We start from the raw sequence: 23,673 nt of genomic DNA on the forward strand, positions 1-23,673 counted from the left end.
AAGGTGAGCATATGACCTCCCCGACCGCAGCGCTCGGCGCCGCCGGCGTCAGCATCTGGCTCGACGACCTCTCCGCGAGCCGAATCTCCTCCGGCAATCTTCGTACGCTGCTCGCCGAACGCAACGTCGTCGGCGTCACCACGAATCCGACGATCTTCGCCGGCGCTATCGGGCGCGGAGAAGGCTACGAGGAGCGGATCGCCGACTGCGCGTCTCGCGGACTCGACGCCGCCGACACCGTCATCGAGCTCACGACGAACGATGTGTCCCAGGCCTGCGACCTGCTGGCCGACGTGTACGCGGACACCGATGGGCGCGACGGGCGGGTGTCGATCGAGGTCGAGCCGGGGCTCGCGCGCGATGCCGAGGGCACCGCCGCCGAAGCCCGTCGTCTCTGGGATCGCGTCGACCGTCCGAACGCGATGATCAAGATTCCCGCGACTGAGGAGGGCCTGGCGGCGATCACGGAGACGATCGCCGCGGGCATCAGCGTGAACGTCACGTTGATCTTCAGCCTCGAGCGCTACCGTCAGGTGATCAACGCGTACCTGACCGGTCTCGAGCGAGCAAGGTCGGCCGGCATCGATCTCCGGACGATCCACTCCGTCGCCTCCTTCTTCGTCTCCCGTGTGGACACCGAGATCGATGGACGACTCGCGGCGATTGGCTCCGATGAGGCGCTGGCGCTGCGCGGGCAGGCCGCTATCGCAAACGCGCGGCTCGCCTACGAGGTGTTCGAGCAGGCCTTCGACACTGAGCGCGCACGACTGCTCCTCGAGCAGGGAGCTCAGCCGCAGCGCCCCCTCTGGGCCTCGACAGGCGTGAAGGATCCGTCGCTCCCCGACACCCTGTACGTGACCGAACTCGTCGCCCCTGGAGTGGTGAACACCATGCCCGAGGCGACGCTCGAGGCGACGTTCGATCACGCCGAGGTCACCGGCGACACCGTGCGCGGCCAGTACCGCGAGTCGGATCGCGTGCTGAGCGCGATCGACAGCCTCGGTATCGACTACGTCGAGGTCGTGACGAAGCTCGAGAAGGAGGGGCTGCAGAAGTTCGACGCCTCCTGGGACGAACTGCTCGCCACCGTCGACGATGCGCTGAGGGCCGCGCGATGACGATCGAGGTGCGGACCCCGCGCGGTGGTGCAGCGGTCGATCGCGTCGTCGAGCAGCTCGTGGGCGAGCGCGTCGCGAGCCGGATCTTCGCGCAGGATGCGACGCTCTGGGGTGCGGACGCCGAAGCGGAGGCGCAGATCAGACTCGGGTGGACCGACGTCTTCGACGGGGCGGATGCCCTGATCTCCGAGGCGCTCGACTTCCGCTCGCAGCTGGCTGCGGCCGGTGTCGACCGCATCGTGCTCTGCGGCATGGGAGGGTCGAGCCTCGCTCCTGAGGTCATGACCCGGGCGGCCCAGGTTCGTCTCGTCGTCCTCGACTCCACCCACCCGGTACAGGTGAGGCGCGCCGTGGAGACGGACCTGCAGCGCACCGCTGTCGTCGTGAGCTCCAAGTCGGGTTCGACCATCGAGACGCGCAGCCATCTCGCGGTCTTCGAACGCGCCTTCGCGGACGCGGGCATCGACCCGGCGGACCGCATCGCCGTGGTGACGGATCCCGGATCAGCTCTCGAGTCGCACGCGCGTGAACGAGGCGAGCGGGTGTTCCTCGCCGATCCTCACGTCGGAGGCCGCTATTCGGCGCTCACCGCGTTCGGGTTGGTGCCCAGCGCACTCGCCGGTGCCGATGTCGAGACCATCGTCGCCGATGCCGGTGCCGCCGTGCAGACCGTCGCTGCAGACGACGCCGGGAACCCCGCCCTCCGTCTGGCGGCCGCCCTCGCGCAGTTGACTCCCGAGATCATCACGACCGCAGTCGCCGAGATGGCGCACGGATCCGCCTGGGGACTGGCGGACTGGATCGAGCAGCTCATTGCCGAGTCGACGGGTAAGAACGGCCGTGGTCTCCTCCCCATCGCCGTTCGCGCGGAGGACCCGGAGGTCGACTCCTCGTATTCCGGACCGGTGCCGCTCACGCTCGTGGGGCCGCGCGGTTCGGCAGCGTCGGCGCCCGAGCGCGCGGTCGTGGTGACCGCACCCCTCGGAGCTCAGCTGCTCATTTGGGAGGTCGCGACGGCGGTACTCGGCCGCCTGCTCGCGATCGATCCCTTTGACCAGCCGGATGTGGAGTCCGCGAAGGTCGCTGCTCGCGAGGTCATGGGCGCGTCCGCCGGGAGCGCGCCCGCCATCGGCACGCTGTCGAGCGGCAGCCCGGTGTCGCTGCTGGCCGCCCCGTCGGGGTCCGTGCTGACCAACGCCGCGAGCCTGCTCGCAGCGCTTCGGGAGACGGTCGGGCCCGAGGACTATCTCGTCGTTCAGGCCTACCTGGACCGTGAGGGTCCGGCTGCGGCGCCCCTCGCCGACCTGCGTGCGCGGCTCGCCGCTGCCCTCGGCGTACCCGTGGCGCTCGGGTTCGGGCCGCGCTACCTGCACTCCACCGGACAGTTCCACAAGGGCGGTCCGCGTCGCGGGGTCTTCGTGCAGGTGCTCGACGACGCCTCACCCGATCTCGAGATCCCCGGTGCGGAGGGTGGATTCGCCGCACTCCTCTCGGCGCAGGCGCAGGGCGATCGAGAAGTCCTCGCCGGTGCCGGACGACCGGTGTTCGCGCTCAGGGCAGCGGACCCGGCGGAGCTCGTGAACGAGCTGCTCAGCGCGGGTGTGACCGGGGCATGAGCGAGGCCGTCAACCCGCTGCGGTCGTCCGACGACGGCCGGCTCGCTCGAGTCGCCGGGCCGAGCGCGCTGGTGCTGTTCGGGGTGACGGGCGACCTGGCCCGGAAGAAACTGCTTCCTGCCATCTATGATCTCGCGAACCGGGGTCTCATGCCTCCGGGGTTCGCGCTCGTCGGATTCGGGCGCCGCAGCTGGAGCGATGCCGATTTCGTCGAAGTCGTACGCGAGGCAGTGGATGCGCATGCGAGGACCCCGTTCGATGCGGATGTGTGGGAGCAGTTCCGCACCGGTATCCGGTTCGTCAGCGGCGCGTTCGACGATGCCGATGCGTACGAGCGATTGAGCGACACGCTCGCTGAACTCGCGCGTGACCGCGGCACGGAGGGCAACGCTGCGTTCTATCTCTCGATCCCGCCGCGTTCGTTCCAGACCGTGAGCGCGCATCTGCGCGATGCGGGCCTCGCGACATCGGAGGACGCTTCTTGGCGTCGCGTCGTGATCGAGAAGCCGTTCGGGCACGATCTGGAGAGCGCCCGCGAGCTCGGCGCCGCGATCGACGACGTGTTCCCGCCCGAGCACGTCTTCCGGATCGACCACTACCTCGGCAAGGAAACGGTGCAGAATATTCTCGCGCTGCGTTTCGCCAATGTGCTCTACGAACCCATCTGGAACGCGTCGTACATCGATCACGTGCAGATCACCATGGCCGAGGACATCGGCGTGGCAGGGCGCGCCGGGTACTACGACGGGATCGGAGCCGCGCGCGACGTCATCCAGAACCACCTGCTGCAGCTCCTCGCGCTCACCGCGATGGAACGCCCGGCGTCGGCAGACCCCGATGATCTGCGCGCCGCGAAGGAGGATGTGCTCGCCGCAGTGCACGTCCCCGACGATCTCGCCAGCACGACTGCGCGGGGGCAGTACAGCGGGGGGTGGCAGGGAGGCCGGGAAGTCACCGGGTTCCTGGATGAGGACGGCATGGCGCCCGACTCGCGCACCGAGACGTTCGCCGCCATCACGCTCAGCGTCGACACGGACCGTTGGCGTGGTGTCCCGTTCTACCTGCGTACGGGGAAGCGCCTGGCACGACGCGTGACGGAGATCGCCGTCGTCTTCAAGAAGTCTGCTGCGCCGCTCGGCGAGCGGGACGACATCGGCGCGAATGCACTCGTCATACGCGTGCAACCCGATGAAGGCGTCACGATCCGATTCAATTCGAAGGTTCCCGGGCCGGGCCGGGATACTCGCGAGGTCACGATGGATTTCGGTTATTCGCACGCGTTCACCGAGGCGAGCCCCGAGGCCTACGAGCGCTTGATCCTCGATGTGCTGCTGGGCGACCCGCCGTTGTTCCCCGGCCAGCGCGAGGTCGAACTGTCCTGGCGCATTCTCGACCCGATCGTCGCAGGGTGGCAGTCCGCTGGAGCCCCCGAGCAGTACTCCCCCGGTCGCTGGGGGCCGCCGGGCGCGGAACGGATGCTGAGCCGTGATGGCCGGAGCTGGAGGCAACCGTGATCGTCGACCTGCCCGAGACCACCGTGAGCGGGATCAGCAAGCGACTTGTCCTGCTCCGCCGCGAAGGCGGAGCGACGACGCTCGGTCGCGTGCTTACACTCGTCATCGTCGCCCCCTCGGATCGTGTGGAGGATGCGATCTCCGCCGCGAACGTGGCGTCGCGCGAGCACCCGATGCGCATCATCGCGCTCGCCGAGCCCACCGCGCACGCTGCGGCAGGGTCGGGCGGATCGTCGCGTCTCGATGGCCAGATCCGTGTGGGCGCCGACGCCGGTGCGGGTGACGTCATCGTGCTCCATCCCCACGGCGACGCCGGCCGCGATCCCGATCAGCTGTTGAGCGGCCTGCTGCTCGCCGACGCCCCCGTGGTGGTCTGGTGGGCAGGTGAAGCGCCGCCGAGAGCATCGGAGACGTCGCTCGGCCGTCTCGCGCAGCGACGCGTCGTCGACAGCGGGGGCGTGGGTGACGCGACCGCCCGGCTGCGGGCGACCTCGGCCTCGTACCGGCCGGGTGACACCGACCTGGCCTGGTCGCGCTTGACCCTCTGGCGTGCGCAGCTCGCCGCCGCGCTCGACAACGTGCCTGTCGGATCCGAGCGGCACGACATCACCGGCGCCACCGTGCGAGGCACTCCCCGATCGTCGTCGACGCTTCTCCTGGCCGCGTGGCTCCGCCTGCAACTGGGTGTTCCGGTGAGTCAGGAGGAGATGCCCGAGCAGGGACCCGACGCAGACCGTCGCGCCTGGGGCATCCACTCGGTGGAGATCCACACGTCCGCCGGCGATATCGCGATCGCACGGACCCGCGGCGTCTTCGCAGCGATCACCCAACCCGGGCATCCGCGTCTCGAGGTTCCGCTCCCCCGCCGCAGCGTGCCCGAGTGCCTCATCGAGGATCTCCGTCTCCTGCGACCCGATACGCTCTACGGTCGCGTGATCACCGAGGGCCTCCCCCTCCTCGACTCCGAATTCGGTGAGGAGCACTGATGCGCGTCCACACCGCTGAGGACCGGAACCGACTCGCGAACGACATCGCCGAATCGTGTTTCGAGGTGCTCGCCGCACGCCAAGACCTCGGCGAGATTCCGTGCATCGTGCTCACCGGGGGCGGCATGGGCGAAGCCTCGCTGCGCGCGATGGGCACGCACCCGGACGGCGACCGCATCGCGTGGGATCGTGTGCGTTTCCTCTGGGGCGATGAGCGTTGGGTGCCGGCGCGTTCGAGCGATCGGAACGATCGGCTGGCCGACGAGCTGCTGTTCGCACACCGAGATGTCGACGCGGCACTCGTCCACCGCATCGGATCATCGGATTCCGGACGCTCACTCGACGACGCGGCTCGAGCGTACGCTGAGGTCGTCGACGGCATCGACCGGATCGACGTGGTCCTCTGCGGGGTCGGACCCGACGGGCACGTGGCCTCGCTCTTCCCCGGTCGCGAGGATCTCCTCGGCACCGAAGCTCCGGCCGCACTCCCGGTCCGCAATTCCCCGAAGCCGCCTCCGGAGCGCGTGACCCTCTCGATCCCCGCGCTGCAGCGCGGCGAGTCCGTGTGGCTGCTCGCGACCGGCGCAGAGAAAGCCCCTGCCGTTCGCGGTATTCTCTCCGCAGAGCAGGGGCTTCCGGCTGCCATCGTCGAAGGACGCGCAGAAACCGTCGTCTGGACCGATCGCTTGGCGCTCGGCGCCTGACTCACGCCGAACCGCACAGGTGTTCGACGTGTGAACGCTTCAACTCTTGCGTGCGGTACCGCGGCGCTCGCGCAGCTTCTGCAGCGCCTGCTCCAGCAACTCTTCGGCCTCTTCGGGCGTGCGACGCTCCTTCACGTAGGCGAGGTGCGTCTTGTACGGCTCGTTCTTCGAAAGCGACGGCGGGTTCTTCCGATCGCGTCCGGCCGGCAGTCCACTCGTCGGCGAATCGATCTGTTCCGGGATCTCCTCATCGGGCACATCGGCCGAGAAGAAGCGAACGGTCTCGTTGCCGAGCTCGTCCCAGTAGGAGATCTCGATGCGCTCGGCGCGGGACCCGTGGTCCATCTCACCCATCGGTCCGGATCCGACGCGTGCGCCGCGAATGGCGTTACTGCCTGCCACGTAAATACTTCCTATCTCAGTTGCTGCACGAAACGTGCCGTGTACTGCGCCGTGGCGCGTGGGGTCGGGAGGTGCCGCGACCCGGAACTCACGCGACGGAGAACCGTGCGATGACGCCGAGCGCCACGATGGAGAGGAACCAGACCAGAGCCACCACGATGGTGATGCGATTGAGGTTCCGCTCGGCGACACCCGAAGAACCGAGGCTCGACGTGACGCCGCCACCGAACATGTCGGAGAGGCCACCGCCCCTGCCCTTGTGCAGGAGGATGAAGAGGATGAGCAGCAGGCTCGTGATCACGAGCAGACTGATCAACACGATGTTGAGAACAAGCAAGCTTGCTTACCTTTCACGCGGGGCGGAATGGATACCAACGACCATCATACCGCGACATGCTTCTTGAACTGGACGATCCGTGAGAACTCGTCCGCCTTGATGCTCGCACCGCCCACCAGGGCGCCATCGACATCCGCCTGGCGCATGTATGCAGCCACGTTCTGACTGCTCACCGAGCCGCCGTAGAGCACGCGGGTCGCGTCCGCCGTGTCGTCACCGCACGCTTCACGGAGCACGTCGCGCAACGCGCGGCACACCTCCTGTGCCTGTTCGGGCGTCGCCGCGTTCCCGGTGCCGATCGCCCACACCGGCTCGTAGGCGACCACGAACTCCGCTCCATCGGGCAGATCGGCGATCGCTGCGCGCAACTGCGCAGCCGGGATCGCGGCGGCTCCGTGCTCCTCGAGGTCTTCAGCCGTCTCGCCGACGCAGATCACGGGAACGATGCCTGCTGCCTGAGCGGCTACCGACTTCGCCGAGACGACCTCATCGGTCTCGCCGTGGCCGGCGCGCCGCTCCGAGTGGCCCACGATGACGTACTGAGCATCGAGCTTCGCGAGGAACCGCGCGGAAACGTCGCCCGTGTAGGCGCCCGACTCGTGCGGGGACACATCCTGCGCGCCGAGTCCGAGCGGGATCTTATCGGCAGAGATGAGCGTCTGCACCGAGCGGAGGTCGGTGAACGGCGGGAACACGGCGACCTCGACCTCGGATGCGTCGTGACGCGCGTCCTTCAGCGCCCAGGCGACCTTCTGCACCAGAGCGATTGCCTGCAGATGATCGAGATTCATCTTCCAGTTGCCTGCGATGAACGGTGTGCGGCTCATGCCAGCACCTCCAGACCGGGAAGCGACTTCCCCTCGAGAAATTCAAGACTCGCACCGCCGCCGGTGGAGATGTGACCGAACTGGTCATCGGAAAAACCGAGCGCGCGCACCGCGGCCGCCGAGTCGCCGCCTCCGACGACGGTGAACCCGTCCGTCTCGGTCAGCGCCCGCGCGACGGTCCGCGTCCCCGCTGCGAAGGCCTCCATCTCGAAGACCCCCATGGGGCCATTCCAGAAGACGGTGGCGGAGGCGCCGATCACCTCCGCGAAACGCCGAGCAGACTCGGGGCCGATATCGAGACCGATGCCTGAAGCGCCGAACCGCGACGCGGCGATCGCATCCGCGGCGACCGTCTCGTGTTCGGCGTCCGCTGCGAAGCGCTCCGCCACCACGATGTCGGTCGGCAGCACGATCCTCACACCGCGCTCCTTCGCGCGCTGGAGCGCATCGCGCACCGTGTCGATCTGATCGGACTCCAACAGGCTCGAGGCGACGTCGTGGCCCTGAGCGGCGAGGAAAGTGAAGAGCATACCGCCCCCGATGACCAGGGTGTCGACACGCTCGATGAGGTGCGAGATGACGCCGAGCTTGTCGGAGACCTTGGACCCGCCGAGCACGACCGAGAACGGACGTTCGGGCGCATCGGTGAGACGGCGCAGGACCGCGAGCTCATCCGCGACCAACCGGCCGCCGGCGCTCGGCAGCAGCTCCGCGAGGTCGGTGACGCTCGCCTGCCTGCGGTGCACCACGCCGAACCCGTCCGACACGAACGCGTCGCCCAACGCCGCGATCCGCTCGGCGAACGCGCGACGCTCGGCGTCGTCCGCGCTCGTCTCGCCGGGATTGAAACGCAGGTTCTCGAGGAGAAGGACATCGCCGTCGGCGAGTGCGGCAACAGCCGCCTCCGCCTCGGATCCCACTGTCTCACCGACGAACTCGACGGGGGCGCCGAGCAGTTCCGCCATGCGCACCGCGACCGGCCGCAGCGAGTACCGGTCATCGGGTTCACCCTTCGGGCGTCCGAGATGACTGATCAGCACGATCCGCGCTCCGGCCTCACGAAGTTCGGCGATCGTCCCGAGCGACGCGCGAATGCGCCCGTCGTCGGTGATTTCGCCCTCGGAGAGCGGCACGTTGAGGTCGCAGCGCACGATCACGGTGCGTGATCGGAGCGGACCCAGGGTGTCGATGGTGCGCATGGCGGTGATGAGCTCCTTACTCTGCGGCGCGGTCGGCCACGTAGCGGGCGAGGTCGACGAGGCGGTTGGAGTATCCCCACTCGTTGTCGTACCAGGCCGAGATCTTGACGAGGCCACCCGACACATTCGTCAGCCCCGCGTCGAAGATGGCCGAGTGCGGGTTGTGCACGATGTCGCTCGACACCAGCGGATCCTCCGAATACTGCAGGTACCGCGAGAGCTCGTCGGTCGCCGCAGCACGGGCGAACTCGGCGTTGACCTCGTCGATCGTCAGGCCGTCTCGCGTCACGAGCGTCAGGTCGACGATGGACCCGGTCGGGATCGGAACGCGGTACGAGGTGCCGTCGAGCTTGCCGTCGAGCTCGGGGATCACGCGGCCGATCGCCTTGGCGGCGCCAGTCGAGGTGGGCACGATGTTGAGGGCAGCGGCGCGAGCGCGGCGCAGATCGGAGTGCGGGCTGTCCTGCAAGCGCTGATCCGCCGTGTAGGCGTGCGCCGTCATCATGAAGCCGCGCTCGATGCCGAAGGCGCGATTGAACACATCGGCCACAGGGGCGAGGCAGTTGGTGGTGCAGGACGCGTTGGAGATGATGTCATCGGTCTTCGGGTCATAGCTCTGCTCGTTCACGCCCATGACGAAGGTCGGCGAATCGACCGAGGGGGCCGAGATGATGACCTTCTTCGCGCCCGCCGTGAGATGCGCCGCCGCCTGATCGTGCTTGGCGAAGTGTCCTGTGGACTCGATGACGATGTCGACGCCCAGGTCACCCCAGGGCAGCTGAGCGGGATCCTTCTCGGAGTACACCCGAATGCGGCGACCGTCCACCGTGATCGACTCGTCGTCATGAGAGACGTCGACGGCGAGTACGCCCCCGACCGAGTCGTACTTGGTGAGGTGCGCGAGCGTCGCCGTGTCGGTGAGGTCGTTGACCGCCACCAACTCGATATCTGCCCGCTGCTCGAGTGCAGCTCGAAGGAAGTTCCGGCCGATTCTGCCGAAGCCGTTGACTGCGATACGTGTGCCCATTCACGTGCCTTTCAACTGGAGGGTGATCCGTGCGACGGTCGTCGAACGGGGTGCCCGGTGACCGGGCGACCGATGCCGTGCGGCACCGGAAACCGATGAGCGGGCCGGTCCTGCGACCGGCCCGCTCGCGACTAGGCGCTGGCCTGAATGAGACCGGGGGTCTGCGACCGAGCGGTCTCGAAGCGCTGTGCGACGTCCTGCCAGTTCGCGATGTTCCAGAAGGCCTTGACGTAGTCCGCCTTGACGTTGAGGTAATCGAGGTAGAACGCGTGCTCCCACATGTCGAGCATCAGCAGCGGGGTGAGGCCGAGCGGCACATTGCCCTGCTGATCGAACAGCTGGAAGATCGCGGGGCGCTGGCCGACCGCATCCCACGCGAGCACGGACCAACCCGAACCCTGGATGCCGGTGGCGTTCGCCGTGAAGTGCGCCTGGAACTTCTCGAACGAGCCGAAGAACTCGTCGATGGCCGCGGCGAGCTCGCCCTCGGGACGTCCGCCGCCCTCGGGTGAAAGATTGTTCCAGAAGACGGTGTGGTTGACGTGTCCACCGAGGTTGAACGCGAGGTCCTTCTCCAGCTTGTTGACGGCACCCAGATCATCCGCATCGCGGGCGGCCTCGAGCTGCTCGAGCGCCGTGTTCGCGCCCGTCACGTAGGTCTGGTGGTGCTTATCGTGGTGCAGCTGCATGATCTTGCCGCTGATGTGAGGCTCCAGTGCCGAGTAGTCGTACGGAAGCTCGGGAAGTGTGTACTTGGACATATGTCTCCTTCGTTCTGGATTCCGTTGATGTGCTCTCAAGTCTATGCCTCGACACCCGTTCAGGGGCAACGGAGGGCGGGATCCTGAGGGACCGCTCAGGCCGCGCTACATCGCGTCGAGCTCGTCCGGCAGGCTGGCCTCAGTGCCCGGCACCGACCGCACCTGCGCCTCCTTGTCGGCCATGGCGAGCAGCCTGCGGATCCGACCGGCGATCGCGTCCTTCGTCAGCGGCGGATCGGCCCGTGCACCGAGATCGTCGAGGCTCGCCTCCCGGAACTTCAACCGCAGTTCACCCGCGTAGCGCAGATGTTCGGGCACACTGTCGCCCAGGATCTCGAGCGCGCGCTCGACGCGGGCGCACGCGGCGACGGAGGCCTGAGCGGAGCGGCGCAAATTTGCGTCGTCGAAGTTGACGAGGCGGTTCGCGGTGGCGCGCGTCTCGCGTGCCAGTCGCAGCTCATCCCATGTCGCCCGGTTCTCGGCGGCGCCCATGGCGCCCAGCGCCTCACCGATCATCTCGCTGTCGCGGATGACGAGCTTGTGCTGCCCGCGGATCTCCCGATTCTTCGCCTGGACCCCGATCCGCGACGCCGCACCCTGCAGGGCCATGGCGGCCTCGTTGGTCGGGCACACGATCTCGAGGCTCGCCGAGCGACCGGGAGGCGTGAGCGTGCCGCGGGCGAGGAACGCGCCACGCAGGATCGCCGCCAGCTCGGCTGGTGCGCCGGTGGTCAGACGGTTCGGCAGACCGCGGATCTGTCGGCGGCGCTGATCCAGCAGGCCGAGCTGACGGGCCAGCGTCTCACCGTCGAGTACGCGCACGAGGAACTGCGGTGCCCCGGCTCGGGTCGATGACGGGGACAGCTGCTTGGGTTCCGACCGGACGCCGTACAGTTCGGCGAGGTCCTTCCGCACCCGCTGCACGATCTGCGGGGTGAACAGCTCCGCTTCGAGCGCGATACGGCCCGAGATGGAGTGCAACCCGCCTGCGAAGCGCAGCACGGTGGCGACCTCGGCGACTCGTTCGCCGGTGTGCTGCACCGGAACGCGAACGAGTTCGCTTCTGACGTCGGGGGTCGAAGGCACAGATGATCCTCTCACGTAGGGAAACAAAAAAGCGGAACGGCGTGCGGCACTACTCGCGACCGAGGTCGCGGTGCCGCAGGTTCACGCTGACTCCGGGAAGGCCGGCCAACCGATCGGCAAGCTCGCGAGCCATGGCGACGGAGCGGTGCTTGCCGCCCGTACAGCCCACTGCGAGCGAGGCGAGACGCTTGTTCTCGCGCTGGAAGCCGGCGAGCACTGGAGTGAGTGCTGCCACATAGTGGTCGAGGAACTCGGCGGCGCCTTCGCGGCTGAGCACATAATCCTTCACTTCGGCATCGACGCCGGTGAGCGGCCGCAGGTCGGGCTCCCAGAACGGGTTCGGCAAGAATCGAATGTCCGCCATGAGGTCGACGTCGGTCGGAGCACCGTACTTGAACCCGAAGCTCATGACCGAGAGCTGCAGACCGGGGGTATCTTCGTCGCTGAAGAGGTCCCGCGTCGCAGTGGACAGGTCGTGAACGTTGTACCGCGACGTATCGATGACGACATCGCTCGACGCGCGGAGTTCTTGCAGCCGCTCGCGCTCGAGCCTGATGCCGTCGAGCAGCGATTCCTCACCCTGCAGCGGGTGGGGGCGTCGCACCGCTTCGTAGCGCCGCACGAGAATGTCGTCAGTGGCATCGAGGAACACGACCCGCACAGTGGCATGCTGCCTGAGGTCGCGCACCGTCTCCTGGATGTCGGCGAACAGGTCGCGACCGCGCACGTCGACGACGGCGGCGATGCGCGGGAGCGCTCCGCCGGAGCGGTCGGCCATATCGGCGAGCGTCTTCACCATTGCGAGCGGCAAGTTGTCGACGACGTACCAGCCGAGATCTTCGAGAACGTTCGCCACGGTGCTCCGCCCGGCGCCCGACATGCCGGTGACGATGAGGATCTCTTGCTCAGGCGTGCGTTCGCTCACTGGCTCGGCCCTCCCTCGTGCGTCGTGTCCGGCTCCGGGTCCAGTTTACCCTGAGTCGCCTCCTCTCCTCCACGCAGGAACCCGTGCACCTGCTCGGCAAGACGGGGCCCGAGTCCCGCGACCGTCGCGAGTTCCGGCACCGAGGCGGCTTTCAGGCGTTTCACGGATCCGAAGTGCTTCAGGAGGGCCTGCACGCGTTTCGGGCCCAGCCCGGGCACATCGCTGAGCTGCGTCGAGATGGACGTGCTTCGTCGTTGGCGCTGGAAGGTGATCGCGAAACGGTGGGCCTCGTCGCGAATACGCTGCACGAGGAAGAGCGCCTCGCTCGTGCGCGGCAGAATGAGCGGGAATGCGTCGTCGGGCATCCAGATCTCCTCAAGACGCTTCGCGACACCACAGAGCGCGACATCGGTGATCCCCGCTTCGGCGAGGGCGCGGGCCGCGGCCTGTACCTGCGGGGCTCCACCGTCGACGATGAGGAGCTGCGGTCGATCGCGGTAGACGCCTGACGGTTGCTCTCCGGACGCGGCGATCTGGTTCAACTGCGCGGCACGTCGGCTGACCACCTGGTGAATGGACTCGGTGTCGTCCCTGGTGTTCTCGACGCGATACTTCCGATACGCGCCCTTCGCGGGCAGGCCGTCCTCGAACACGACGAGCGATGCCACGACACCGGTGCCCTGCAGGTGGGAGACGTCGATGCACTCGATGCGCAGCGGTGCCTCCTCCATGCCGAGGGCGCTCTGCAGCTCGGCCAGAGCATCGGTGCGTGCGGTCAGGTCGGCCGCGCGCTTCAACTTGTGCCTGAGCAGGTGCTCCCCCGCGTTCCGCACCGCACGATCCATGAGCTGCGCCTTGTCGCCGCGTTCGGGGACGCGCAGCTGCACCCGTCCGCGACGCGGTCGCTTCTCGCTCAGTGCTTCTTCCAACGGTGCACTGTTCTCAGGAATCTGCGGCAGGAGGATCTGGGGCGGCGGGTCAGTCTCCTCGTACGCCGACTGCAGGACCTGCTCGAGCAGGGTGCTCGGGGAGTCGTCGAGTTCGACATCCACGATCCAGCTGCGCTCACCCCTGATGCGACCGCCGCGAATGATGAACTGGTGGGCGGCGGCCGAGAGCTCGTCGGCGCGGAGGCCGAACACATCGAGTGAGACGTCGTGACCGAGCACGATCGCATTCTTCTCCATGACGTGCTCGACGGCCTGCACCTGGTCCCGGAGACGCGCCGCGTCCTCGTAGCGCTGCTCCGCCGCCGCATCCCGCATCTCGCGCTGCAGCCATCGCAGGTGCGAGGTGTCGTTCCCCGCGAGGAACGACACCAGCTCGACGACCCTGGCCCGATGCTCCTCGACGGTGACCAACTGCGAGCACGGCCCGTGGCACCGACCGATCTGACCTGCGAGGCACGGGCGCCCGGTGTCCATCGCGCGACGGTAGTCGCTCTCCTTGCAGGTCCGGATCGGGAACGCCTGCTGGAGGAGCGACGAGGTCTCACGGAGCGCCCAGACCTTGGGATACGGACCGAAGTACCGCGCGCCCCGGATCTTCTCGTTCCGGGTGATGATGAGCCGGGGGGCCTCATCCTTCAACGTGACCGCGAGGTACGGGTACGACTTGTCGTCCTTGAACTGCACGTTGAAGGGCGGCTTGTACTCGGTGATCCACGTGTGCTCGAGGACGAGCGACTCGGTGTCGGTGGCGACGACCGTCCAGTCGACGCGTGCCGCGAGCGTCAACATCCGCTGCGTACGCGGCATGAGCGCGTGCATCGGCTGGAAGTAGTTCGAGAGTCGCCCACGCAGGTTCTTCGCCTTGCCGATGTAAAGCACGCGGCCGTGGCGGTCCGAGAACCGGTAGACGCCTGGGCTCGTCGGAATCTCGCCCGCCGCGGGTCGGAACGATGCGCGATGGTCGGTGGCCGCCATCATGGCGTCACGCCGACTTCAGCTCGGCAGCCGCTCGTGACTTCGCAGCGTGACCGTTCAGCACCTCGGCGAGGAACCTGCCGGTGTGGCTCTCCGGCAGCTTGGCCACCTGTTCGGGAGTTCCCGTCGCCAGGATCGTGCCACCACCCGAACCGCCTTCGGGTCCGAGGTCGATCACCCAGTCGGCGCTCCGGATCACATCGAGATTGTGCTCGATGGTGATCACGGTGTTGCCCTTGTCGACCAGACCGTTCAGCACCAGGAGGAGCTTGCGGACGTCTTCGAAGTGCAGTCCCGTGGTGGGCTCGTCGAGCACGTAGATGCTGCGACCGTTCGAGCGGCGCTGAAGCTCGGTCGCGAGCTTCACGCGCTGCGCTTCGCCTCCCGAGAGCGTCGTCGCGCTCTGACCGAGTCGGACATACCCGAGTCCGACGTCGACGAGGGTCTTCATGTACCGATGGATGCTGGAGATGGGCTCGAAGAACTGCTCGGCTTCGGCGATCGGCATCTCGAGGACCTCGGAGATGTTCTTCCCCTTGTAGCGCACCTGCAGCGTCTCGCGGTTGTATCGCTTCCCGCCGCACACCTCGCAGGCCACGTACACATCGGGCAGGAAGTTCATCTCGATCTTCAGCGTGCCGTCACCCGCGCAGGCCTCGCACCTGCCGCCCTTGACGTTGAAGCTGAAGCGTCCCGGCAAGTAGCCGCGGGTCTTCGCCTCCTGGGTCTCGGCGAAGAGGGTGCGGATCTTGTCGAAGACGCCCGTGTACGTCGCGGGATTCGACCGCGGCGTACGACCGATCGGCGCCTGATCCACGTGCACCACCTTGTCGAGGTGCTCGAGGCCGGTCACGCGCGTGTGCTTGCCCGGGACCATACGGGCACCGTTCAAGCGGTTCGCCAGCACCCGGTACAGGATGTCGTTCACCAGCGTGGACTTGCCCGAACCGCTCACGCCGGTGACGGCAGTCATGACACCGAGGGGGAACGTCGCATCGACGCCTTGCAGATTGTTGGATCGCGCACCGACGACCTTGAGCTCCCGGCCCTTCTCCCGCTTGCGACGGCGCTTCGGCGTCTCGATCTCGCGTCGTCCGGCCAAGTAATCGGCCGTCATCGACTCGCGGTTCTCGAGCAGGCTCGCGTACTCGCCGGAGTGGACCACCGTCCCGCCTTCGACACCGGCTCCCGGCCCGATGTCGACGATCCAGTCGGCCGACTCGATCGTCTCCTCGTCATGCTCCACCACGATCAAGGTGTTGCCGAGGTCGCGCAGTTTCAGCAGCGTCTCGATGAGACGACGATTGTCACGCTGATGGAGTCCGATGCTGGGCTCGTCGAGCACGTACAGCACTCCGGTGAGTCCGGATCCGATCTGGGTCGCGAGCCGGATTCGCTGCGCCTCCCCGCCCGAGAGCGTTCCCGCCGCGCGCGCCAGGGTGAGGTACCCGAGCCCGACTTCGATCAGGAACTCGAACCGGAGTCGGATCTCGCGCAGCACCTGCGCCGCGATCCGGGCCTCGCGCTCCGTGAGCTCGACCCGGTCGAAGAACGCCTGCGCGTCGGTGAGGCTGTACTCGGTGACGCCGGCGATCGACTCGCCATCCACCGTCACCGCCAGGACTTCGGGCTTCAGCCGCTGTCCGTGGCAGGCGTGGCAGGGCACCTCGCGGAGGAACTCGGACCACCGATCCCGCTTGTTGTCGGACTCGGCTTCGGCGTACTGCCGCTCGATGAACGGGATGACCCCTTCGAATCCCGAGGTGTACTTCACCTCGCGACCGAACCGGTTCTTCCAGCGGACGTTGACCGAGAAGTCGTTGCCGTACAGTACCGCTTCGCGGACGCTCTCGGGGAGTGCACCCCAGGGGGTGTCGAGTGAGAAGTCCAGATCTTTCGCGAGGCCGGTGAGGAGCCGTTCGTAATACTGGTAGAGGCTCCTCCCCTGGCTCGTCCACGGCACGATCACGCCCTCCGTGAGCGAGAGTTCAGGATCGCCGAGCACGAGGTCCTCGTCCACCTGCATGCTGGTTCCGAGTCCGGAGCACGTCGCGCACGCTCCGAACGGTGCGTTGAACGAGAACGTGCGGGGCTCGATCTCGGTGAGTTGCACGGGGTGCTGATTCGGGCACGACAAATGCTCCGAGAACAGCTGCTGCCGATCGTCCGCGTCGGTCTCGCGGTCGACGAAGTCGATGAGCACGACACCGCTCGCGAGCTTGAGCGCCGTCTCCAAGGAGTCGGTCAGGCGCCCGAGTCCGGCCGGGTCCGCCACGAGTCGATCGACCACGACCGAGATATCGTGCTTGATCTGCTTCTTCAGCTTCGGAGGGTCGGAGAGCTGCACCATCTCGCCGTCGACCACCGCGCGAGAGTAGCCACTGGCCGCGAGATCCTGGAAGAGGTCGACGAACTCGCCCTTCTTCTGCGAAACGACCGGCGCCAGGACCTGGAAGCGGGTGCGCTCGGGAAGCTCGATGAGCTGGTCGGCGATCTGCTGCACCGTCTGCGAGGCGATGCGTTCTCCGCAGATGGCGCAGTGCGGCACACCGATGCGCGCCCACAGCAGTCGCATGTAGTCGTAGATCTCGGTGATCGTGCCCACCGTGGAGCGCGGATTGCGGTTCGTCGACTTCTGATCGATCGACACCGCAGGGCTGAGCCCCTCGATGAAGTCGACATCGGGTCGGTCCACTTGACCGAGGAACTGCCGAGCATAGGCGCTCAGACTCTCGACATACCGTCGCTGCCCCTCGGCGAAGATGGTGTCGAACGCGAGACTCGACTTCCCGCTTCCGGACAGACCGGTGAACACGACCATCGAGTCGCGCGGGATATCCAGATCGAGGTTGCGAAGGTTGTGGACGCGGGCGCCCTGCACGCTGATGTGAGCGTGAGCGGCGGACGAGCGGACGGGTGCGGGAGTCTGCGAAGTCACCAGTGCATTCTACGCGAGCCGAGATGGGAAGTCGAATATATGTCCGAAGAGCTCGCTCGGGCGGTCGGCTAGCCTGAAGGCATGGGTTCACCCGCGAACAGAGTTTCCCACAGCTCCCACTGGGGCCGATTCGAAGCCATCGTCGAGGATGGTTCCGTCGTCGGTGTGGAACCCTACTCCCCCGATCCCGATCCGTCGCCCGTGGTGCACGGAATTCCCGATGGGCTCCACGCGTCGATCCGGGTGAAGCGACCTGCGGTGCGTGAGAGCTGGCTGCGGGCACGGCGCGCGGGCGACGATCCGGGGACGGAGCGGCGCGGCCGCGAGGCGTTCGTCGAGGTGTCGTGGGATGAAGCGCTCGACCTCGTCGCCGAAGAGCTCGAGCGCGTCCGCCGCGACCACGGGAACGCCGCGATCTTCGGGGGCTCGTACGGCTGGTCGAGCGCGGGGAGGTTTCATCATGCGCGCACACAGCTGCACCGTTTTCTGAACGTCATCGGCGGACACACCGATCAGGTCGGCAACTACAGCTTCGGCGCGGCCGCCGCGATCCTGCCGCACGTCGTCGGATCGGCGGCGATGGCTGCCGGGAGGACCACGAGCTGGGACGTCATCGAACGCGAAACGGAACTGTGGGTGCTCTTCGGCGGACTGCCGCTCAAGAACACCCAGCTCGAATCGGGAGGCATGACGCAGCACACGGCGCGCGACTGGGTGTCCAGGATCGTGCGCAGCGGGACCGATGTCGTCTCCGTATCCCCGTTGCGCGACGATGCGCCCCCCGAAGCGCGCGCGGAGTGGCTCGCCCCCCGCCCGGGCACGGATACCGCCCTCATGCTCGCGCTCACGCACACGCTCATCGACGAGGGCCTGTTTGATGGGGTCTTCGTCGAGCGGTACTGCGTCGGGTGGGACCGCTTCGCGTCATACCTGCGGGGCGCGGACGATGGCATCCCGAAAGACGCGGACTGGGCTGCGGCGATCACGGGTCTGCCCGGAGGGACGATCCGCGATCTCGCGCGCCGGATGGCGGCCCGGCGCACACTGGTCTCCGTGAGCTGGTCGCTGCAGCGCGCCGATCACGGCGAGCAGACCTACTGGGCCGCGATTGCCCTGGCGGCCGCGCTCGGTCAGGTGGGACTGCCGGGCGGCGGCTTCGGGTTCGCGTACGGATCCACGGGTACCACCGGGCAGCCGAGGTACCCGTTCGCCGCGCCGCGGATGCCGGTCGGCACGAATCCGGTTCAGACGGCGATACCCGCCGCCCGACTCACCGACATGCTCCTCCATCCGGGGAGTTCGTACGACTTCAACGGGCAGCGGAGGGAGTACCCCGACATCAGACTGGTGTACTGGGCGGGCGGCAACCCGTTCCACCACCATCAAGATCTGAACCGGTTGATCCGGGGGTGGCGGCGACCGGAGACGGTCGTGGTCCATGAACCGTGGTGGACGGCGACTGCGCGCCACGCCGACATCGTGCTCCCGGCGACCACCACACTCGAACGCAACGATATCGGCGCCGCCTCGCAGGACACCGCGATCGTCGCGATGCGGCAGGCGGTCGCACCGCTGCATGAGTCCCGTCACGACTCCGATATCTTCGCGTTTCTCGCCGACCGGCTCGGCGTCCGGGAGGCGTTCACCGAGGGCAGGACCGAGATGGAGTGGATCGCTCACCTGTACGAGACCTCGCGCGCTGACGCAGCGACTCAGGGCATCGCCCTGCCGGCCTTCGACGAGTTCTGGGCGCGCGGTTCGGTCGAGATCGAGCCGACCAGCTTCGTGCTGCTCGAGGAGTTCCGCCGTGATCCGGAGCGGCACCCGCTCCGCACGCCCTCGGGCAGGATCGAGCTCTTCTCAGCCGTTGTCGACGGCTTCGGCTATGACGACTGCCTCGGACACCCGTCGTGGATGGAGCCGGAGGAATGGCTCGGCGCTGCGCAGGCGGACCGGCACCCGCTCCATCTCATCACCAATCAACCGGCGCACCGTCTGCACAGTCAGCTCGACATGGCGGCACCGGCGCGGTCGGCGAAGGTATCGGGGCGCGAGCCCTGCCGCATGAACCCGGAGGATGCTGCACTCCGCGGCATTTCCGATGGGGACGTCGTGAAGCTCAGCAACGATCGTGGGAGCTGCCTGGCCGGCGCGGTGCTGAGCACCGATGTGCGGCCGGGCGTCGTGCAACTCTCGACCGGGGCCTGGTACGAGGCGTCGACCTCCGACGACGGCGCCGATCGTCCGCTGGAGGTGCACGGCAACCCGAATGTCCTCACCCGCGATCGGGGGACCTCGAGGCTCGGACAGGGGTCGTCCGCGCAGACGGCGCTCGTCGAGGTCGAGGGCGTCGACTCGACGACCGGACCGGTCACCGTGACCAGTCGGGTGCCGCGGGGTGCGTCGTGACCGTCGTTACCGGTGCCCGGCCGCATCCATGCTGCGCAATTCGCGCTTCAGGTCCGCGACCTCATCGCGGAGGCGTGCCGCAAGCTCGAATTTGAGCTCTTCCGATGCTGCGAGCATCTGGCTGGTGAGGTCGGCGACGAGCGCTTCGAGCTGCGTTGCGCCTTCCTCGGCGATCGCGCCGCTGCGCTGCGAGGCCTTGCCCTTCGTGCGCTGCGACGACCCCTTCTGACCGGACTTGCCGCGCGACTCGAGCACCTCGTCGGTGTCGGCGGCCTCGCGGGCGAGCATCTCGGTGATGTCACCGATCTTCTTGCGCAGCGGAGTCGGGTCGATGCCGTGCTCCGTGTTGTACGCGACCTGGATCTCACGACGACGATTCGTCTCGTCGATCGCTTCTCGCATGGATCGGGTGATGGTGTCCGCGTACATGTGGACCTGACCCGAGACGTTGCGCGCCGCTCGTCCGATCGTCTGGATGAGCGACGTCGAGGATCGGAGGAACCCCTCTTTATCGGCGTCGAGGATTGAGACGAGCGAGACCTCGGGCAGGTCGAGGCCCTCGCGCAACAGGTTGATGCCGACGAGCACGTCGTAGACGCCTGCGCGCAGTTCGGTGAGGAGTTCGACGCGCTTCAGCGTGTCGACGTCGGAGTGCAGGTAGCGCACCCGGACGCCGGCTTCCTCCATAAACGTGGTCAGCTGCTCGGCCATCTTCTTCGTGAGCGTGGTGACGAGCACGCGCTCGTCGCGCTCCGCGCGCGCCCTGACCTCTTCGAGCAGGTCGTCGATCTGCCCCTTGCTCGGCTTCACGACGATCTCGGGGTCGATGAGGCCGGTCGGACGGATGATCTGCTCCACCACGCCGTCCGCGCGGTCGAGCTCGTAGGTGCCCGGGGTCGCCGAGAGATACACCGTCTGGCCGACGCGTTCGGTGAACTCGCTGAACTTCAGCGGACGGTTGTCGAGCGCGCTGGGCAGGCGGAATCCGTGATCGACGAGTGTGCGCTTGCGCGAGGCGTCCCCTTCGTACATCGCTCCGATCTGCGGCACGGTGACGTGGGACTCGTCGATGACGACGACGAAGTCGTCCGGAAAGTAGTCGAGGAGGCAGTGCGGAGCCTCGCCCGGGGCACGGCCGTCGATGTGGCGCGAGTAGTTCTCGATGCCTGAGCAGAATCCGATCTGCTCCATCATCTCGAGATCGAACGTGGTGCGCATGCGCAGACGCTGCTCTTCGACGAGCTTGTTCTCCCGTTTCAGCTCGGTGAGACGCCGGTCGAGTTCTTCGCCGATGCTGCCCATGGCCCGATTCATCACCTGCCGGCTCGCGACGTAGTGCGACCCCGGGAAGACCGACACCGTATCGACCTGCTTGATCGCCTCACCGGTGAGCGGGTGCAGGTAGTACAGGGATTCGATCTCGTCGCCGAAGAACTCGATGCGCACCGCGAGTTCCTCATACATCGGAATGATCTCGACGGTGTCGCCGCGGACGCGGAAGTTGCCGCGCACGAATTCGATGTCGTTGCGCTGGTACTGCATGTCCACGAACCGTCTGAGCAGCACATCACGGTCGATGCGGTCGCCCACGACCAGCGGCACCATGGCCTCGTAGTACTCTTCGGGCTTGCCGAGTCCGTAGATGCAGGACACCGTCGACACCACGATGACGTCTCGGCGGCTGAGCAACGCATTCGTCGTGGAGTGGCGCAGGCGCTCGACCTCGGCGTTCACCGAGGAGTCCTTCTCGATGAACGTGTCCGTCTGCGGCACGTACGCTTCGGGCTGGTAGTAGTCGTAGTAGCTCACGAAGTACTCGACGGAGTTGTGCGGCATCAACTGGCGGAACTCGCTCGCGAGCTGGGCGGCGAGCGTCTTGTTGTGGGCGAGGATCAGCGTCGGGCGCTGAATCGCCTCGATGAGCCACGCCGTCGTCGCCGACTTGCCTGTGCCGGTCGCCCCGAGCAGCACGATATCGGTCTCACCCGCGTTCACGCGCTTGGCGAGCTCCTCGATCGCGGCCGGCTGATCGCCGCTCGGCTCGTATTCGGAGACCACTTCGAAGGGGCGCACGCTGCGGGTCGGTTCCATGGTGTCGAGCCTACTCCGGGGGTCTGACATTCGCGTGGCCGAGACGGGGCGCGATGCCGCGACTCAACCGATCGCGAGCCCGGGCAGCGGGAGGTTGCCCACGCCCGTCCAGCGCACGCGTTCGAGCCCCTGTCAGGCGGCTGCGCTCGCGAGCAGCGCCACCGCGGTCTCGGGGGCGCGAGCCGGCGCACCGGGTTCCTGCCACGCCGCCTGCACCAGGAGCTCGCGGTTCTGTCGGTCGGCCTTCAGATCGATGCGTCCCGCGAGACGCCCGGAGACCATCAACGGGAGGCAGTAGTACCCGTAGATCCGCCGCTCCTTCGGCGTGTAGATCTCGATGCGGTAGTGGAAATCGAACATGCGCTCGGCGCGCGGTCGGAACCAGACCACCGGGTCGAAGGGCGTGACCAGCGCGTCCGGGGCGAGGCGTCCGGGAATCCTGGCGTCGCGATGCATCCAGGCCGGCTCGGGATCCCCTCGCCCGTCCACCCATCCCTGCACCGTTACCGGGACGAGCGCTCCCGATTCCTCGAGCGCAGGGACCGCGTTCCGCGCATCCCCGATCTTCAGGCGGTGGTAGTCCGCGAGATCGGCGAGCGTGCCGACGCCGAGGGAGCGTCCGGCTCGCTCCACGAGTTTCCGCTGCGCCTCAGCCTTCGGGACGCGCTGCAGTGCCGTCTCGGGCAACGCGTGCTCCGCGAGCGCGTAGCGGCGCTGAAACGACTGTCGTCCCGCCACGACGACTTCACCGGTCGCGAAGAGTATCTCGACGGCGCGCTTCGTGCGGCTCCAATCCCACCACGGCCCTCGGGTGCCCGACGGTCCGTTCTCGAGCTCGCGCACCAGCTGCGGTCCCTCTACGCGCAGGTGAGCACGCACGCGCTCGAGCTCGGGGCCGAGTTCGGACGTTCGTCCGGTTCGCCGGTGCCGTTCCAGATACTCGTCCATGCGCCACCCGAACAGCGGCCGATCCCCGATGGGAATGAACGCGGCCTCATGCGCCCAGTACTCGGTGAACTGCCCGGTCTCCCAGAGATGAGCATCCAGTGCGGCGGGTGCGTACGCGCCGTGCCGCGAGAAGACCGGAAGGTGGTGGCTGCGTGCGAAGACGTTCACCGAGTCGATCTGCAGGACGTGCAGGGACTCGAGCGCAGCGTCGAACGGCCGGCGCTTCCGCAAGCGGGGAGCGTTGGTGAACCCCTGCGCCGCGAGCGCGATACGGCGTGCCTCGGCGGCGCTCAGCGAAACACGAGTCGGTGTGGGCATGCATCCACGCTAGCGGGTGCCTCAGACAGGGAAGGGGCGGGTGCCCGTCAACCGATCAGGCACCCGCCCCTCCAGGCGCTTCGAACGCTCAGGCGAACCAGAGGCCGAGTTCGCGCGCCGCCGATTCGACCGAGTCCGATCCGTGCACGAGGTTCTGCTGCACCTTGAGCCCCCAGTCCCGTCCGAGGTCGCCACGAATGGTTCCGGGTGCCGCGGTCGTCGGGTCCGTGGTTCCCGCGAGCGAGCGGAAGCCCTCGATCACGCGGTGGCCGGTGGCCCGAACGGCGACGGTGGGGCCGGACATCATGAAGTCGACGAGGGGCTCGAAGAACGGCTTGCCCTCGTGCTCCGCGTAGTGCGCGGCGAGCAGCGCGCGGTCGGCCCGCACGAGGCGGACATCGACGAGACGATAGCCCTTCGCCTCGATACGGCGGAGGATCTCGCCGGTGAGGCCGCGTTCGACCCCATCGGGCTTCACCAGGATGAGGGTCTCTTCAGTCGTCGCATCAGCGGACAATTGCGCTCCTTCTGCAGGGGTCAGA

General features: G+C 67.4%; 19 protein-coding genes. 6 read left to right on the forward strand and 13 right to left on the reverse strand.

What is annotated here, in order from left to right; translation table 11 throughout:
* The first annotated feature begins 11 nt into the window (after window positions 1-11).
* Genes tal through pgl form a run of 5 tightly spaced genes read left to right on the forward strand, consistent with a single transcriptional unit; the run spans window position 12 to window position 5,938 of the window.
* Window positions 12-1,118, forward strand: coding sequence for a transaldolase (tal, locus tag J4H85_RS08485; protein WP_208238704.1), 1,107 nt, complete (start codon window positions 12-14; stop codon window positions 1,116-1,118).
* Entirely contained in the window at window positions 1,115-2,734 is a 1,620-nt protein-coding gene (locus tag J4H85_RS08490) for a phosphoglucose isomerase-related protein (protein ID WP_208238705.1), read from the forward strand. Before tal ends, J4H85_RS08490 begins: the two co-directional genes overlap by 4 nt.
* Window positions 2,731-4,248 carry a glucose-6-phosphate dehydrogenase gene (gene zwf, locus J4H85_RS08495; RefSeq protein WP_208238707.1) on the forward strand — a complete coding sequence of 506 codons (1,518 nt, stop codon included), beginning with the start codon at window positions 2,731-2,733 and terminating at the stop codon, window positions 4,246-4,248. Before J4H85_RS08490 ends, zwf begins: the two co-directional genes overlap by 4 nt.
* Window positions 4,245-5,234: a glucose-6-phosphate dehydrogenase assembly protein OpcA gene (locus J4H85_RS08500; protein WP_208238709.1), complete on the forward strand. Its 990-nt coding sequence runs from the start codon at window positions 4,245-4,247 to the stop codon at window positions 5,232-5,234. The genes zwf and J4H85_RS08500 overlap by 4 nt, the downstream gene beginning before the upstream one ends.
* Complete coding sequence (pgl, locus tag J4H85_RS08505; RefSeq protein ID WP_208238711.1) at window positions 5,234-5,938, forward strand: 6-phosphogluconolactonase; 705 nt, start codon at window positions 5,234-5,236, stop codon at window positions 5,936-5,938. Before J4H85_RS08500 ends, pgl begins: the two co-directional genes overlap by 1 nt.
* Window positions 5,939-5,977: 39 nt before the next feature.
* On the opposite strand, the gene J4H85_RS08510 is transcribed toward pgl, so the two are convergent.
* The 10 genes from J4H85_RS08510 to uvrA form a co-directional block, all read right to left on the reverse strand.
* On the reverse strand, window positions 5,978-6,340 hold the full coding sequence (locus tag J4H85_RS08510) for an RNA polymerase-binding protein RbpA (RefSeq protein ID WP_208238713.1): 363 nt from the start codon (window positions 6,338-6,340) through the stop codon (window positions 5,978-5,980).
* Window positions 6,341-6,428: 88 nt separating this feature from the next.
* Complete coding sequence (gene secG, locus J4H85_RS08515; RefSeq protein ID WP_208238715.1) at window positions 6,429-6,677, reverse strand: preprotein translocase subunit SecG; 249 nt, start codon at window positions 6,675-6,677, stop codon at window positions 6,429-6,431.
* Between the two features lie 44 nt (window positions 6,678-6,721).
* Window positions 6,722-7,504, reverse strand: coding sequence for a triose-phosphate isomerase (gene tpiA / locus J4H85_RS08520; protein WP_208238717.1), 783 nt, complete (start codon window positions 7,502-7,504; stop codon window positions 6,722-6,724).
* Complete coding sequence (locus tag J4H85_RS08525) at window positions 7,501-8,703, reverse strand: phosphoglycerate kinase (protein WP_208238719.1); 1,203 nt, start codon at window positions 8,701-8,703, stop codon at window positions 7,501-7,503. The genes tpiA and J4H85_RS08525 overlap by 4 nt, the downstream gene beginning before the upstream one ends.
* Before the next feature lie 16 nt (window positions 8,704-8,719).
* A complete protein-coding gene (gap, locus tag J4H85_RS08530; protein WP_208238721.1) occupies window positions 8,720-9,730 on the reverse strand; it encodes a type I glyceraldehyde-3-phosphate dehydrogenase in 1,011 nt (336 codons plus the stop codon).
* A gap of 131 nt (window positions 9,731-9,861) precedes the next feature.
* On the reverse strand, window positions 9,862-10,491 hold the full coding sequence (locus tag J4H85_RS08535; RefSeq protein ID WP_208238723.1) for a superoxide dismutase: 630 nt from the start codon (window positions 10,489-10,491) through the stop codon (window positions 9,862-9,864).
* A 105-nt stretch (window positions 10,492-10,596) separates the two neighbouring features.
* Complete coding sequence (gene whiA, locus J4H85_RS08540) at window positions 10,597-11,577, reverse strand: DNA-binding protein WhiA (protein WP_208238725.1); 981 nt, start codon at window positions 11,575-11,577, stop codon at window positions 10,597-10,599.
* 49 nt (window positions 11,578-11,626) lie between these two features.
* On the reverse strand, window positions 11,627-12,502 hold the full coding sequence (gene rapZ, locus J4H85_RS08545) for an RNase adapter RapZ (RefSeq protein ID WP_208238727.1): 876 nt from the start codon (window positions 12,500-12,502) through the stop codon (window positions 11,627-11,629).
* Window positions 12,499-14,427 carry an excinuclease ABC subunit UvrC gene (gene uvrC / locus J4H85_RS08550; protein ID WP_208240340.1) on the reverse strand — a complete coding sequence of 643 codons (1,929 nt, stop codon included), beginning with the start codon at window positions 14,425-14,427 and terminating at the stop codon, window positions 12,499-12,501. Before uvrC ends, rapZ begins: the two co-directional genes overlap by 4 nt.
* Window positions 14,428-14,434: 7 nt before the next feature.
* Window positions 14,435-17,365, reverse strand: coding sequence for an excinuclease ABC subunit UvrA (gene uvrA / locus J4H85_RS08555; protein ID WP_208238729.1), 2,931 nt, complete (start codon window positions 17,363-17,365; stop codon window positions 14,435-14,437).
* Window positions 17,366-17,446: 81 nt separating this feature from the next.
* On the opposite strand from uvrA, the gene J4H85_RS08560 reads away from it, so the two are divergent.
* Entirely contained in the window at window positions 17,447-19,774 is a 2,328-nt protein-coding gene (locus tag J4H85_RS08560; RefSeq protein WP_208238731.1) for a molybdopterin-dependent oxidoreductase, read from the forward strand.
* Window positions 19,775-19,780: 6 nt separating this feature from the next.
* Here J4H85_RS08560 and uvrB read toward each other — a convergent pair whose 3' ends face one another.
* From uvrB to ndk, 3 genes are all read right to left on the reverse strand, one after another.
* A complete protein-coding gene (gene uvrB, locus J4H85_RS08565; RefSeq protein WP_208238733.1) occupies window positions 19,781-21,865 on the reverse strand; it encodes an excinuclease ABC subunit UvrB in 2,085 nt (694 codons plus the stop codon).
* 132 nt (window positions 21,866-21,997) lie between these two features.
* A complete protein-coding gene (locus J4H85_RS08570) occupies window positions 21,998-23,131 on the reverse strand; it encodes a winged helix-turn-helix domain-containing protein (protein ID WP_208238735.1) in 1,134 nt (377 codons plus the stop codon).
* Window positions 23,132-23,219: 88 nt separating this feature from the next.
* Entirely contained in the window at window positions 23,220-23,648 is a 429-nt protein-coding gene (gene ndk / locus J4H85_RS08575) for a nucleoside-diphosphate kinase (RefSeq protein ID WP_208238737.1), read from the reverse strand.
* Between the last annotated feature and the right edge of the window lie 25 nt (window positions 23,649-23,673).

It is taken from the genome of Leucobacter tardus, from assembly GCF_017583045.1.
In the GTDB taxonomy this organism is placed as follows: Bacteria; Actinomycetota; Actinomycetes; order Actinomycetales; family Microbacteriaceae; genus Leucobacter; species Leucobacter tardus.